Below are 13,441 nucleotides of genomic sequence, written 5' to 3' on the forward strand. Positions count from 1 at the left end.
GATGCGCGCGTGGTAAGCATTTGGCTAAGCTGGCGTGGCCAAGGCGGTCAGTCGACCCGATAGGCGAAGATCTGGCCATTGTCAGGGTTGAACTTGTCGCCCAGCGCCGAGGTGGTGAGGCCGCCCGCCTCAAGCCTCTCCAGCAGGAACGTGCATTGCGCGCAGATGATCCAGTAGGGGCGGGGCAGCACCAGCAGGCCGGGATCAATCCTGGTCATGGCGGACTGGCGCCAGTCCACCGGGCCGAGCAGGGCGCCATTGTTGCCACCGATCAGCGTGATGTCCTCGACGGCGGCGGTGGCCAGGCCGACAATGTCGGGCCAAGCCACCAATTGGCGTGCCGGATCAAAGCCGGGGCCGGCGTCGGTGCGGATGAGCTGGTAGAGGTCAGGCTCGGACCAGACCGGGGTCGTCAGGCGCAGCTCGGCCGAGGAAATGCCCTGGATCATGGGGACGACCAGCAGCAGCGGCATCACCCAGGCGGCAGAGCGCGGGGCGGTCAGGGTGAAGGCCATGAAGCACAGCATGGTCATGAAGGCGAAGTGCCAGGGATAGCGGCCATAGACGGCGGCCGTGGCGAGGGAAAAGACGAGCAGCAGCACCAGCAGGGTGGCCAGCAGCAGCGGCTCCTTGCGCAGGCCAAAGCCGAGCACACCAAGCGTCAGCAGGGCGACGACAGGGTGGCGCCATTCGGGCAGCATGGCGCTCCAGGCCAGATTGGAGAGGGTCGCCGCCAACAATCCGCCCGGGGGTGGCACGAGCCCGGCATTGCCCAGGCCCGAGAGAACGGCAAGGGCGCCGAAGACCGCGGCCAGCAGCGCCGGGGCCAGCAGTGTGCGCAGCGGCGTACCCTTTTTGAGCTGCCAGACGAGCCAGAAGGCGAACAAAAAGCCGGCAAAGAAATGGAAGCCGCAGGCCACAGCCAGCGCCCAGGTGGCAGCAAGGGGCCGGCCATGGCGGTCGAGCAGCAGGGCGCCCAGCGTCAGCAGCAGGACAATGCTGTAGGGCCGAAAGTGATAGCCCCAGAAATGCAGGATCGAGAAGGACAACAGCATCATGGCAAGCAGCAGAAACTGGCCCCGCAGCAGCACCATGAGCAGAAAGGCATTGAGGAAGACGATGGGCAGGACGACATAGCGCGCCTGGTTGAAATCGAGCACGCCCGACAGCGCGCGCAGCAGCCAGTACCAGAGCGGCGGGTGGCCCTCGCCGGGCAGGATGAAGAAATCGATGGGCTGCGACAGGGTGGTGGCCCAGAGCCAGGCCTGGGCCTCGTCGACCCATGGGTCGTGGGCAATGGCCAGGCTCAGCTGCAGCGCGCAATAGATGCCCACCAGGACATAGGGCGCGAGGGAATCGACGCGAGTCAGGAAGCCGGGGGGTGTGTCCGTTGAGGGATCAGGCGATGCGGCGGGGGACAAGGCGGTGCTCGATGGTGTCGGCGCCGGCCGCGCCGCCCTCGTGATAGTGGGCATCCTCGTTGACGGTCCAGACATCATGGAGGGTAGTGCCGGCGATGATGTTGCGGGCGGTCAGCATGCCGGTCATCATGGCATGGTCCTGGTTGTTGTATTTGTGCATGCCGTTGCGGCCGGCCAGGTGCAGATTGGTGAACTGCTCCGTCAGACCCTCGGTGATGGTATCGACGTTGAGCTTGTAGGTGTCGTCATAGACCGGGTAGGCCTTGGGCTGGCGCACCACCGAGCCGTCGATGATGTCCTCGGGCCGGGCCAGGCCGAGCTTGCCGATCTCGAACTTGGCGCGGGCGATCAGGTCGGCGTCACTCATGTCCCAGGTTTCGTCGCCGGCATTGCAGAAATATTCCATGCCGTAGCAGGCCGTATCGGGATCGGGCACCATGTCGGGCGACCAGGACTTGAAGTTCTGGATGCGGCCGACCTTGACGCTGGGATCGTGGATATAGATCCAGTTGTCGTCAAAGCTCTCCTGGCCGCGGGTGATGAGGCCGACGATGAGGAAATCGCGGTAGCGCAGGCCTGCCGATGCGGAAGCGACGGCCGGATCGCGGTCAGCGCCGAGCATGCGCACCAGCTCGTTGATGGCGGCGGTGGAGACCAGGTGATCGGCGGTGATCTTGGTCTCCTTGCCGGCGGCGTCGGTGACGATGGCGACCCATTTGCCGGTGCCAGCATGCTGGCTGAGGGCGGTGATGGTGGAGCCAATCATGATGTGGCCACCCTGCTCGACGATCCTGTCGCGGGTGCGTTCCCACATCTGGCCAGGGCCAAGGCGCGGATAGCGGAAGCTGTTGATCAGGGTCTTGATGATCTCGCCGCCGTCCCTGGGCTTGCCGCCGAAACCGAAGCTCTGGATGATGGCCTGGTAGAGGTTGAGACCCTTGATGCGCTGGGCGGCCCAATCGGCGGAGATGTCGCCGCAATCCATGCCCCAGACCTTTTCGGTATAGGTCTTGAAGAAGATCTCGAACAGGCGGCGGCCGAAATTGTTGACCACCCACTGCTCGAAGCTGACGACTTTTTTGTAGGGACGCACCTGCGCCCAGGCATAGGAGAGCACGCAGCGCAGCGCCTCGAGGGGGCCGAGCTTGGCTAGGGCGTCGCCGGCGCGCAGTGGATAGTCGAACAGCTTGCCGTTGTAATAGATGCGGCTCGAACGCGGGCGCTGCAGCATCTCGTCGCCCATGATCTCGGTCCACCAAGCCTCGACCTCGGCACTCTTGGAAAAGAATCGGTGGCCGCCAATGTCGAAGCGGTAGCCCTTGTAGTTGACGGTGCGCGATATGCCGCCGACATAGACCGGGTCACGCTCGACCATGACGACGCTGTGGCCGTCCTTGCTGAGTTCATAGGCGGTGGTGAGGCCGGCCGGGCCCGCGCCGATGACGAGGGTCTGCACATTCATGGACGCACCGCCGATTTGCCTGCGACAACTGCCAGAAGTCCGCCGGCAAAGGTGACGTGCTTGTGGGCGAAGAACGAATAGAGGGTGACCAGGGCGATGGAGCCGATATGGGCCAGGCGTTCACCCGCCGCGTCGACCGGGAGTGCATCGAGCCCGGCAAAGAGGGGCTGGCCGAACAGGTTGAGCAGCGCGAAGGCGACCAGCAGGCGCAGCAGCAGCGTGCTGAGACAGACCAAGGCGAAGCTGATGAATTGCTGGCTGGCGGGCCGGGGGTCGGTGGCAAAGACGAAATAGCGCGCGCCGGCAAAGTTGACCGCCATGCCGCAGAGCACGCCCAGGATGATGGCGGCGGCATAGAGCAGGGGGCTGCTGGCAAAGCCGGCGGACAGCAAAAGTTGCACGAGCGCGACATCGACCAAGGTCGCGGCGCCTGCCGACAGCAGGTAACGGGAAAAGCCTAGCACGGGTACCGCCGACAACAGCCTGAGATGCGCGGCAAGGCTAGCCAGAGCGGGTTAACAAACAGTCAGCGCCATAGGCGCCGAGGTTGCCCCGCCGGTGCTGGGAGGCGCGCCTAGACCGGTACGGAGGCGTAGGCGGCGAAGAGCAGGCCAAGGGTGGCGACGAACATGACGGAGAGGGAGATGGTTTTGAGCATAGTAAAGTGTCCGGCGCCGTGGCGTGGCGCGCCCCTAGATATCGCCGTCAGGCGTTAATTTGAGATTTCGATCGCGTAGTTTTCGATCACGGTGTTGGCGAGCAGCTTGTCGCACATGCTGGTGATCTGAGAACGCGCCGACTCCACATCGGTTCCCACCAGCACCAGGTCAAAGACCTTGCCCTGGCGGACGGAGGAGACGCCGGGAAATCCCAGGCCCTTGAGCGAGCCTTCGATGGCCTGGCCCTGAGGGTCAAGCACACCAGCCTTGAGGGTAACCGTTACACGGGCCTTCATGATCCAAGTCTCCCGGCTACTGAACGAGGCGCGGACCGGTGGTCAGCGCGTTTTCGGTTTCAACCAGGATGCCCAGGCGCTGGGCAACTTCACGATAGCTTTCGATCAGGCCGCCCAGGTTCTCGCGGAAGCGATCCTTGTCCATCTTGGCGCGGGTCTTGACGTCCCAGAGGCGGCAGCTGTCGGGGCTGATCTCGTCGGCCAGCACGATGCGCATCAGGTCGCCCTCATAGAGGCGGCCGCACTCGATCTTGAAATCGACGAGCTGGATGCCGACACCCATGAAGAGGCCGGTCAGGAAATCGTTGACGCGGATCGCCAGGCTCATGATGTCGTCGAGTTCGGCGGGGGTGGCCCAGCCGAAAGCGGTGATATGTTCTTCACTGACCATGGGGTCGTGCAGGGCATCATCCTTGTAGCAGAACTCGATGATCGAGCGGGGCAGCTGGGTGCCGGGCTCGAGACCGAGACGCTTGACCAGCGAGCCGGCGGCAAAATTGCGCACGATGATCTCGAGCGGAATGATTTCCACTTCCTTGATCAGCTGCTCGCGCATGTTGAGGCGGCGGATGAAATGGGTGGGAATGCCCAGACCGTTGAGCTTGGTGAAAATGAACTCCGAGATTCGGTTGTTCAGCACACCCTTGCCGTCGATGATTTCCAGGCGGGCGCCATCACCAGCGGTGGTGTCATCCTTGAAATACTGAACCAGAGTGCCGGGCTCAGGACCTTCGAACAAGATCTTGGCCTTGCCCTCGTAGATTTTGCGACGACGGTTCATTGGGAATCCGGACCGTTGGGAGGAGGGGAATTTGGCCGCTTCATGCGCCAGACTCATGCGGAAAAGCAAGCTCTTTTGCATCCCGGCCGGGTATGGGCGCCCTGCGCGGACCCGGCTTGAGCATAAGGTCGCAGCGCGGGTGGAGGCGTTGATTTGACCGGCTGAACCGCTTATGTCGATGGCAAGCGCCCGTGAGGCGGCAATGTCAAAGGCAAGCGGGAGAGTGGCATGAGCCAGTTTGATGATCGGGCAAAGGGGCAGGAAGCCAAGTTTGCCTTCGATGCTGAAACCAAATTCAAGGCCGAGGCGCGGCGCAACAAGCTGCTGGGCATCTGGGTGGCCGAACTGCTGGGCCATACCGGCGACGCGGCCACGGCCTATGCGGCCGAAGTGGTGGCAGCCGATTTCGAGGAGGCCGGTGACGAGGACGTGTTCCGCAAGGTCTCGGGCGACATAAAGGCCAAGGGACTGAGCATTACCGACGACGTGATTCGCCAGAAAATGCTCCAGCTCAGGCAGACGGCCAATGAGCAGGTCGCCTCGGAAGGCTGAGTGGCATTCATCGCGACCGATTAGGGGCCGGCCGAGAGACCGGCCCTTTTTTTGCCAGTTGTGATGGTCCGGCCCACAGAACCATTTATGGGCTATACGTAGACTCGCTACTGACGGTCTTTGCGATTTCCTGAGCACAATTTACTGAAGTCGCGGCAATGTCCAAAGCGGTGGAAAGTGAATAGCGGTTTGCGCGGGGCCACCCGCACAAGACCTTCGCCGAGACGCTTGTTCGATGAAGGCAGGGAATCCCGGCCCCTAGTGTTGCAGGTGGTCCCAGGCGGGGTGTCCCGCATTTCTGAGCTCCGGCTTTAGTATAGATCGCTTTGCACTGACGGTTTCTTCTGACATTCAGAGAGCCGACACCCGGTTACGGCCGTTCCGTTTGGACTGGTACAGTCCTTCATCGGCGCGCTCCTGTACCTCGGTGGCAAATCGATCTGACGGAACGAACTCGCTGACCCCGACGCTGATAGTGGATTCATAACGCAGGGCCTTCTTCAGGGTCGTCCGAACACGCTTGCGCAGCCGCTCAGCGATATCCAACGCATCGCCACGATGGGTGTCTGGCATCACAACCATGAACTCGTCCCCGCCAACGCGCGCTACCACATCGCCATGGCGCAGATAATGGCGACACAAAAGTGCTATTTTAACGAGGGCCGTGTCGCCCGCCTGATGTCCCAACTCATCATTAAGGCGCTTGAAATTGTCTACATCAAAGCAGAGTACCGAAGTCTGGGCGTTGTCTCGCTTAAAGAGCGTCAGCCTGTGATCCAAGGTCTCATTTAGCTTGCGACGATTGTATAGCCCCGTTAGAGCGTCAGTCTCGCTCAGCTGGCGTAGCTTTTGCTGTATCTCGTTCTTATCGGTGATATTGCTTGCTACCCATATAACAGCGGCCTCGCCGTTGACCTCAAAGCTCAGAGACTGGACCCGGCCTTCAAAATAGATGGCATGACTAGGGCCGTCGCCAGCGCCCTTCACGTCACTGCCGCTTAGTTCGTATTCGACGATATGCAGCCCACCGCTTTGCAGCGCCATTTCAATGACGCCAGCGAACCAACTAGCTTTCTCCTCGTTGAGCACGTCAAACATGCTGCTCCCGATAAGGTTGCTGCCATCGTGGTAGAGCCTGACGTCATTGCCGCCGAAAATAGCCGCGTAAACGCCACTGCGAGTGAGAATGAAGACGGGATCCGGCAGGGAATAGAGAATAGATTCCAATTGCTGCTGATTAAACACGGGACAATTTTCTCACATTACCTAATGTATGGTCCTGAAAATGCGAATTATTTCATCGATCTGGTACGCGATTCATACGAAAACAAAGCCCTATCTATCTATTTTGTCCTAGCGACATTTCATCTTTCTAAACGGCCAGATCAGTTCAGCGATCGCCAGTGACTGACGCCCACGAGCCCTATTGCAGGGTGAACTGATAATTTCGGTCTCACGGGCCTAGTATTTCGACGTGTATGGCATGAGGCGGGTCTTGGTTTCAGCAAGTTGATCCGAGACCGAACGCTGGACCGCCGGGTGGGCGTTTGCTCATCCGAGGTCATTAAATCCGAGCCAAAATGCCGGTTTGCGATGGCGTGACACGAGCGTTAATGATGTGTTTCACCAGTACTGGACAGACGCTGTATTTCGTCGTCTCATGACTTCAGCTTTGGGAGGAGTAGCCGATGTTTTCGCGAGATCTAATTCTCGAAGGTGTGCGACCCGCAGACATTCTCGCCTTGCGTCAAGTTCGAAAGGGCGGTGTCTTAAACGAGGACACTATCCGCCGGCTTGAGGCCAAAGGCTGGATAGAGGCACCAGGCGGTATTGCTTTGATCACATTGACGGGCGGGACGCTTCTGCAAGACCGCGATATCAACTAGAATGCACTGGTCGCAGCTAGACGCTTCGGTGTCCGGCTTCCACTGATAAAATGCCCGCTGACCAAATAATATTTGGGTCAATCAACCTTTTTGGGCCGACTGCTCATTCCACAAAGCTGTGCATTTCAAGTCTACTGTCGCCCCAAGAGCCCATCCAACATATATGTTGAAGTCGAAATTCCGCGGGGCTAACCCATGGCTTTCGAAATCATGAGCTTCAAGATCGTCTCGCTAAGAAGACATCCGGCATTGCGTAACCACGTGCGTGCAAATGTAGTGGTCGGACTGGTTGAGAATCTCGGATCGTATATGATTGACCTCAACTTGCGAGTGATCGTTGAAGAGGACGAACAAGACGAAGCCGTTCGGCTGGCAGTCCTAACCACGGCTGCTCGTGTGATCCGCCGAATTACTTCGGCGATAGACCAACGCGACGTTGGAGCTGCACCGGAATAATGGATGATCGCGAACAGGTGGTCACGAACAGCCTCACACCCCAGTGCATCATACTTGACGTGCACTAGAGACTGGCGCGGTTTTGATCGAAGCTTGGGTTGGTTTTTCGAGGCTACTGACCGCGCTTCAAAACCCGACTTGCTGGTATTGAAACGTTTTGGAGTTTCTCATGGCGCGAGTTTACGCATGGACAGAGGACGAAGATGAGGTTGCGCTTGACGCGATCACCGTAGGGATAAGAAGCGACACACGAATTTTGACGGTTGCTGGACTGCAGTTTGGGCAACGTGACGCGCTGATCTATTGGCCTGAGTGGGATACAAAAAACGGGCCGTTGCCGGCCGCAATGGAGGGGCCCATGCCAGTGCAGGAGGCACTAGAAAGGGCAGAGCATCTTCGAGCAGTTCATGGTTTCGCGCGAGTGGTAGTATGGGTCCAGCATCGGGAACTTTGGGATGACCGGTGGGGCGAACTGGCTGCTACGGAGGGGGTTTAGCGGTTGGTGAAGCTATGCGGCGTATCGGCAACGGCTCTAGCGTGAGTTCGATGTAAGACAACGATAGCTGTCATTGGCTGCGTTCAAGGCGCTGGCGACCCGGCGATAGCTCTTGCCGAACTGGGCAAGAACATTGCACATGAAGTGGTATCGGCAGCGCTGACAGGTGGCGGACGGCCCTTGCTGGCGGCGGCCTTGATGCCCTCTTGTGCGTCCGAGCCCCCAGCTTCGCCTCGCGCAGACTGCGCCGCGTGAGCTTGCGCAGGAACTGGGTCCCGCTCGGCTCGGCGTAGCTCCGCTGCGCGCGCAGGTTAGTGCTGGCGGCGCGCTGGCGCAGGATGGGGGGACGCTGGACGCTGACCTCCTTCGATTGCCCGGCGGGCATGAACTGTCCGTGCTAGCGAGCACTAAGCGAAATCCGGGCGAATAACCTTAGTCGCCATGCCGATGGAGGCGGGCATGACGGGCTCGAAGCCGTATTGAGCATAAAGGTGGCGGGCGTCGCCGTCGGCGATCAAGCTGACATAGGCGCCGGCAGGGGCGTGGCTGTTGAGGTGGTCCATCAGCGCGGCTATGACGGCCTTGCCGAGCCCCTTGCCTTGGTGGGCCGGTTCGAGCGCGATATCGACGATCTGGAAGGCGGTGCCGCCATCGCCAATGATGCGGCCCATGCCGATCGCTTTGCCCTCGTGCAGCACGGTGACGCCGTACCAGGTGTTGGGCAAACCCATGCTGGCCTGTTCGGCGGTCTTGGGGCTGAGGCCGGCGGCGACACGCAGGCGCCGGTAATCCTCGATGCCCGGCGTGCCGGGCTGGACGATGTAGCCGTCCATCACAGCCGCTGCATCAATCGGGTAAACATCAGCAGGCCCTCGGGCCAGGGGCCGTGGCCGGAGTCGAGGTTGATGTGGCCGGCGTCGCCGGCCTGGTGGAAGTCAGAGCCCCAGCAATTGGCAAATTCCACCGCCCGCTCCAGCGACACATAGGGGTCGCTGCTGGAGGCGACCAGCATGGAGGGGAAGGGGAAGGGGTCGCGCGGGATGGGCCGGAAACCGTAGGTCTCTTCCGGCGCGGCGGGGCTGAGTTCAATATCGGTGGGGGCCACGAGAAAGGCGCCGCGTACATTGGCGGGCAGGCGCGGCGCGGCATGGGCCAAGGCCATGACCGACAGCGAATGGGCGACCAGCACGACGGGACGTGTGGTCAGGCGGCAGGCCTGATCGATGGTGGCGACCCAGTCGTCGAGATCGGGCTCTTCCCAATCGGCCTGTTCGACAATGGCGGCGGTGCGCATGCGCTCGGCCCAGCGCATCTGCCAGTGGCCGGGGCCGGAATTGCCCAGGCCAGGCAGGATCAGGATATCGGTATCGGCCAGCTTCATGAGCGATGGGTCCTGTCGCAATAGAAACCGGACTGGGTCTGGGTGAGGCCGATCTTCTGATAGAAGCCCTCAGCGCCGGGCAGAGCCAGCAGGATGATGCTGACGCCGGGGCCGAGAATTTCGGTGGCCTTGTCCATCAGCGTCTTGCCTACGCCCTGGCCCTGGCTGGCCTCGACCACCGCCATATCGGCGCAGTAGCAGACCCAGTTCCAGTCGGTCATGGCGCGGAACAGGCCGACCAGCCGACCAGCCGACCGCCCTCGTCACGCGCGGTGACGACGAGGTTGGAATTGTCGAGCATGGCCTGGACGCGCTCGGTATTGCCGAGCGGACGGGTCGGACCCAGCGCCGACTGGCCGACACAGGCGATATATTCCTCGGCCGTGAGGCCGCTTTCCTGCGCGCAGATCAGGCTCATCCGAAGACCCTGGCAAAGATCGTGTCGACATGCTTGAGGTGATAGGCGTCGTCGAACATGGCGTCGATTTGTGCATCACTCAGAGTCACTTCGGGGTCGGCCTTGAGGTTGGCTGCGAACTGGCCGGCGCGGTCGCCGCTCATTTCCCAGACCTTCATGGCGTTGCGCTGCACGGCAGCGTAGCTGTCCTCGCGGGAATAGCCGGCCTGGGTCAGCGCCAGCAGCATGCGCTGGGAATTGTGCAGGCCACCAAGCAGGTCGAGGTTGCGGCGCATGTTCTGCGGATAGACCACCAGCTTGTCGATGACCCCGGCGAGGCGGGACAAAGCGAAGTCGAGGGTGACGGTGGCGTCGGGGCCGATCATGCGCTCGACCGAGGAGTGCGAGATGTCGCGCTCGTGCCAGAGGGCGACGTTTTCCAGCGCCGGGACCACCATGCCGCGCACGAGGCGGGCAAGGCCGGTGAGGTTTTCGGTCAGCACCGGGTTGCGCTTGTGCGGCATGGCCGAAGAACCCTTCTGGCCGGGGGAGAAGAACTCCTCGGCCTCGAGCACTTCGGTGCGCTGCAGGTGGCGGATCTCGATGGCGACGCGCTCGATGGAGCTGGCGACGACGCCCAGCGTCGCAAAGAACATGGCGTGGCGATCGCGCGGGATGACCTGGGTCGAGACCGGCTCGATGGAAAGGCCGAGCTTTTCGGCCACATATTCTTCGACCTGCGGGTCGATATTGGCAAAGGAGCCGATTGCACCGGAAATGGCGCAGGTAGCGATCTCCTCGCGCGCAGCAACGAGGCGGGCGCGGTTGCGGGCAAATTCGGCATAGGCCTCGGCCAGCTTGACGCCGAAGGTGGTCGGCTCGGCATGGATGCCGTGGCTGCGGCCGATGGTGATGGTGTCCTTGTGTTCAAAGGCGCGGCGCTTGAGTGCATCGAGCAGGGCATCGCAATCGGCGATCAGCAGGTCGGCGGCGCGGGCCATCTGCACCGAGAGCGTGGTGTCTAGAATGTCCGAGCTGGTCATGCCCTGGTGCACGAAGCGGGCGTCGGGGCCGACGATTTCGCTGAGGTGGGTCAGGAAGGCGATGACGTCGTGCTTGGTGGTGCGCTCGATCTCGTCGATGCGGGCGACGTCAAAGGCGTAGTCGCCGTGCTCGGCCTTGCGGGCATTCATCACGTCCCAGATGTTCTGGGCGCTCTCCTTGGGGACGACGCCCAGTTCGGCCAGCTTGGTGGTGGCGTGGGCCTCGATCTCGAACCAGATGGCAAAGCGCGTCTCGGCGGACCAGATGGAGACCATTTCGGGGCGGGAGTAGCGCGGGATCATATTTTTGGGCTTTCGCGTTGAAGGCTTGCAGCTAAATTATCGGGTCAGGCGAGGCGGGTCGAGGCAGCGTTGCGGATGGCGGCGATGCGGGGGGCGTAGGTGGCGGGATCATTACCGCCATAGACCGAGGAGCCGGCGACAAAGACATTGGCGCCGGCCTGGGCGACGGCGCGGGCATTGTCGGCGGTGATGCCGCCATCGACCTCGAGATCGATGGGGCGGTTGCCGATCAGCGCGCGGGCCTGGGCCAGCTTGTTGAGCGTTTCGGGAATGAAGCTCTGGCCGCCAAAGCCAGGGTTGACCGACATGACCAGCAGCAGGTCGATATCGTCGAGCACATGGGCCAGGGCCGAGACGGGGGTGGCCGGATTGAGAGCGACGCCGGCCTGCTTGCCCTCGGCGCGGATGGCCTGCAGCGTGCGGTGCAGATGCGGGCCGGCCTCGGCATGGACAGTGATGATATCGGCGCCGGCCCTGGCAAAGGCGGGAATGTAGAGATCGACCGGGGCAATCATCAGGTGCACGTCGAAGGGCAGGGTGGTGACCTTGCGGATCGAGGCCATGACGAGGGGGCCGAAGCTGATATTGGGCACGAAATGGCCGTCCATGACGTCGACATGGATGTAGTCGGCGCCTGCTGCGGCGATGGCTGCGACCTCTTCACCCAGACGGCTGAAATCGGCCGAGAGGATCGAGGGGGCAATGCGGATGGGTCGCGTGGTCATGGGGTGTTCACCTCAGCCGGGCAGGGACGAGGCTGGAATATAGCGGGCAGGGGGCGAGGGCAAGGGGAGGCAGGCGGCGACGGGGGGCCTGACCGAGTCTGGCGGTCGATTGCGATGCGTTTTTGTGCGGTTGTGGCAGCGGGCGGCGGAGGCTAGTTATCCTCAACCATCCCGTCGGAGATCCCCATGACAGACCGCAAGACCCTCCCCATCATTGTCATTGCAGAAGGCAAGGTCGCCGAGGCGGCGCTGTCGCCGGCCAATCTGGCCTGGGCCATGGCCAATGGCTTTACCGGTCAGCGCGGACAGTTGCTGGCGCTGCCGGGCGATGATGGTGCGGTTTCCGGCCATCTGTTCGGCAGCGGGCCGGAAGCGGGGCGCTCGGCACTGGTGCTGGGGCTGGCCGGGGCAGCGTTGGCCGAGGGTGATTATCACCTCGAAGGCGCGTATGGCGATGCGGTGCTGGCTGCTGTCGGCTTCCGGCTGGGCGCCTATCGCTTCGACCGCTATCGCAAGGCCAAGGCCGCCCCGCGCCTGGTGGCGCCGGCGGGCGCCGATGTCGCCGAGATCGATCGGCTGGTCGAGGCAGCCGTGCTGGCGCGCGACCTGGTCAATACGCCGACCAATGATCTGGGGCCGGATGCCTTTGCTGCCATCATCGCCGAGTTCGCCGCGGCGCGCGGCATGGACTGCACGGCCATTGTCGGCAATGACCTGATCGCCGAGAATTTCCCGATGATCCATGCGGTGGGTCGTGCGGGCAACCAGAAGCCGCGGCTGCTCGACCTGCGCTGGGGCAAGGAGAGCGACCCCAAGGTGACGCTGGTGGGCAAGGGCGTCACCTTTGATACGGGCGGTCTCGATATCAAGAACTCGGCCGGGATGCTGCTGATGAAGAAGGATATGGGCGGGGCCGCCAATGTGCTGGGCCTGACCCATGCCGTGGTCTCGGCGGGCCTGGCCGTGCGGCTGCGGGTGCTGATCCCGATTGTCGAGAATGCCATCAGCAGTGAAAGTTTCCGGCCCGGCGATGTGCTGACCTCGCGCAAGGGCCTCACGGTCGAGATCGGCAATACCGATGCGGAGGGCAGGCTGATCCTGGCCGATGCACTGGCGCTGGCCGACGAGGAGGCGCCCGAGCTGCTGCTGGACATGGCGACGCTGACCGGCGCGGCGCGGGTGGCGCTGGGGCCGGAACTGCCGGCGCTCTATTCCACCGATGACGGGCTTGCGCGCGAGCTGATGGCGGCGGGCCTGACGGCGGACGATCCGCTGTGGCAGATGCCGCTATGGTCGCCCTATGACGCCATGATGGCGTCCAAGATCGCCGATGTGAACAATGCCGGCAGCGGCGGCTTTGCCGGTTCGATCACCGCGGCGCTGTTCATGCGGCGGTTTGTGGAAAAGGCCAAGGCCTGGGTGCATCTGGACATCATGGCCTGGGCGCCCGAAGCACGGGCCGGGCGCCCGTTCGGCGGCACCGATCATGGCATCCGCGCCGTCTATGGCGTGCTCAAGCAGCGTTATCCCAAGCGCTGAGGCCAGCGGGGCGCCGGGCCGGACCGGCTCGGCAAATGGCCGCG

General features: G+C 62.4%; 15 protein-coding genes. 3 read left to right on the plus strand and 12 right to left on the minus strand.

Annotated elements, in window-relative coordinates; genetic code table 11:
• Window positions 1-47 precede the first annotated feature (47 nt).
• The 5 genes from GDR53_RS15660 to purC all read right to left on the minus strand — a co-directional run bounded on the left by GDR53_RS15660 (window position 48) and on the right by purC (window position 4,619).
• Window positions 48-1,421, minus strand: a complete 1,374-nt coding sequence (locus GDR53_RS15660; RefSeq protein ID WP_193335385.1) for a hypothetical protein — start codon at window positions 1,419-1,421, stop codon at window positions 48-50.
• Window positions 1,399-2,883 carry an NAD(P)/FAD-dependent oxidoreductase gene (locus tag GDR53_RS15665; protein WP_193335386.1) on the minus strand — a complete coding sequence of 495 codons (1,485 nt, stop codon included), beginning with the start codon at window positions 2,881-2,883 and terminating at the stop codon, window positions 1,399-1,401. Before GDR53_RS15665 ends, GDR53_RS15660 begins: the two co-directional genes overlap by 23 nt.
• A complete protein-coding gene (locus GDR53_RS15670) occupies window positions 2,880-3,347 on the minus strand; it encodes a GtrA family protein (RefSeq protein WP_193335387.1) in 468 nt (155 codons plus the stop codon). Before GDR53_RS15670 ends, GDR53_RS15665 begins: the two co-directional genes overlap by 4 nt.
• A 248-nt stretch (window positions 3,348-3,595) precedes the next feature.
• Window positions 3,596-3,838, minus strand: a complete 243-nt coding sequence (gene purS / locus GDR53_RS15675) for a phosphoribosylformylglycinamidine synthase subunit PurS (RefSeq protein ID WP_193335388.1) — start codon at window positions 3,836-3,838, stop codon at window positions 3,596-3,598.
• Between the two features lie 16 nt (window positions 3,839-3,854).
• A complete protein-coding gene (gene purC / locus GDR53_RS15680; protein ID WP_193335389.1) occupies window positions 3,855-4,619 on the minus strand; it encodes a phosphoribosylaminoimidazolesuccinocarboxamide synthase in 765 nt (254 codons plus the stop codon).
• 228 nt (window positions 4,620-4,847) lie between these two features.
• Between purC and GDR53_RS15685 the strand changes: the two genes are divergently transcribed.
• Window positions 4,848-5,171 (plus strand): DUF1476 domain-containing protein, encoded by a 324-nt coding sequence (locus GDR53_RS15685; RefSeq protein WP_193335390.1) that lies wholly within the window; start codon window positions 4,848-4,850, stop codon window positions 5,169-5,171.
• 351 nt (window positions 5,172-5,522) lie between these two features.
• Here the strand turns inward: GDR53_RS15685 and GDR53_RS15690 are convergent, their stop codons facing one another.
• The gene (locus tag GDR53_RS15690) at window positions 5,523-6,416 is read right to left on the minus strand and encodes a sensor domain-containing diguanylate cyclase (protein ID WP_193335391.1); all 894 of its coding nucleotides are present in this window, start codon (window positions 6,414-6,416) and stop codon (window positions 5,523-5,525) included.
• 836 nt (window positions 6,417-7,252) lie between these two features.
• Between GDR53_RS15690 and GDR53_RS15695 the strand changes: the two genes are divergently transcribed.
• A complete protein-coding gene (locus GDR53_RS15695) occupies window positions 7,253-7,513 on the plus strand; it encodes a hypothetical protein (RefSeq protein ID WP_193335392.1) in 261 nt (86 codons plus the stop codon).
• Between the two features lie 903 nt (window positions 7,514-8,416).
• Here GDR53_RS15695 and GDR53_RS15700 read toward each other — a convergent pair.
• Genes GDR53_RS15700 through rpe form a run of 6 tightly spaced genes read right to left on the minus strand, consistent with a single transcriptional unit; the run spans window position 8,417 to window position 11,858 of the window.
• Window positions 8,417-8,842 (minus strand): GNAT family N-acetyltransferase, encoded by a 426-nt coding sequence (locus GDR53_RS15700; RefSeq protein WP_193335393.1) that lies wholly within the window; start codon window positions 8,840-8,842, stop codon window positions 8,417-8,419.
• A complete protein-coding gene (locus GDR53_RS15705) occupies window positions 8,842-9,390 on the minus strand; it encodes an RBBP9/YdeN family alpha/beta hydrolase (RefSeq protein ID WP_193335394.1) in 549 nt (182 codons plus the stop codon). The genes GDR53_RS15700 and GDR53_RS15705 overlap by 1 nt, the downstream gene beginning before the upstream one ends.
• A complete protein-coding gene (locus GDR53_RS15710; RefSeq protein WP_193335395.1) occupies window positions 9,387-9,611 on the minus strand; it encodes a GNAT family N-acetyltransferase in 225 nt (74 codons plus the stop codon). Before GDR53_RS15710 ends, GDR53_RS15705 begins: the two co-directional genes overlap by 4 nt.
• A complete protein-coding gene (locus tag GDR53_RS15715) occupies window positions 9,608-9,808 on the minus strand; it encodes a hypothetical protein (protein WP_193335396.1) in 201 nt (66 codons plus the stop codon). Before GDR53_RS15715 ends, GDR53_RS15710 begins: the two co-directional genes overlap by 4 nt.
• The gene (purB, locus tag GDR53_RS15720; protein WP_193335397.1) at window positions 9,805-11,133 is read right to left on the minus strand and encodes an adenylosuccinate lyase; all 1,329 of its coding nucleotides are present in this window, start codon (window positions 11,131-11,133) and stop codon (window positions 9,805-9,807) included. Before purB ends, GDR53_RS15715 begins: the two co-directional genes overlap by 4 nt.
• A 44-nt stretch (window positions 11,134-11,177) precedes the next feature.
• Window positions 11,178-11,858: a ribulose-phosphate 3-epimerase gene (rpe, locus tag GDR53_RS15725; RefSeq protein WP_193335398.1), complete on the minus strand. Its 681-nt coding sequence runs from the start codon at window positions 11,856-11,858 to the stop codon at window positions 11,178-11,180.
• 186 nt (window positions 11,859-12,044) lie between these two features.
• Here rpe and GDR53_RS15730 point away from each other — a divergent pair, with 186 nt between their 5' ends.
• Complete coding sequence (locus GDR53_RS15730; protein WP_193335399.1) at window positions 12,045-13,397, plus strand: leucyl aminopeptidase family protein; 1,353 nt, start codon at window positions 12,045-12,047, stop codon at window positions 13,395-13,397.
• Window positions 13,398-13,441 lie beyond the last annotated feature (44 nt).

Source organism: Devosia beringensis, from assembly GCF_014926585.1.
GTDB lineage: Bacteria > Pseudomonadota > Alphaproteobacteria > Rhizobiales > Devosiaceae > Devosia > Devosia beringensis.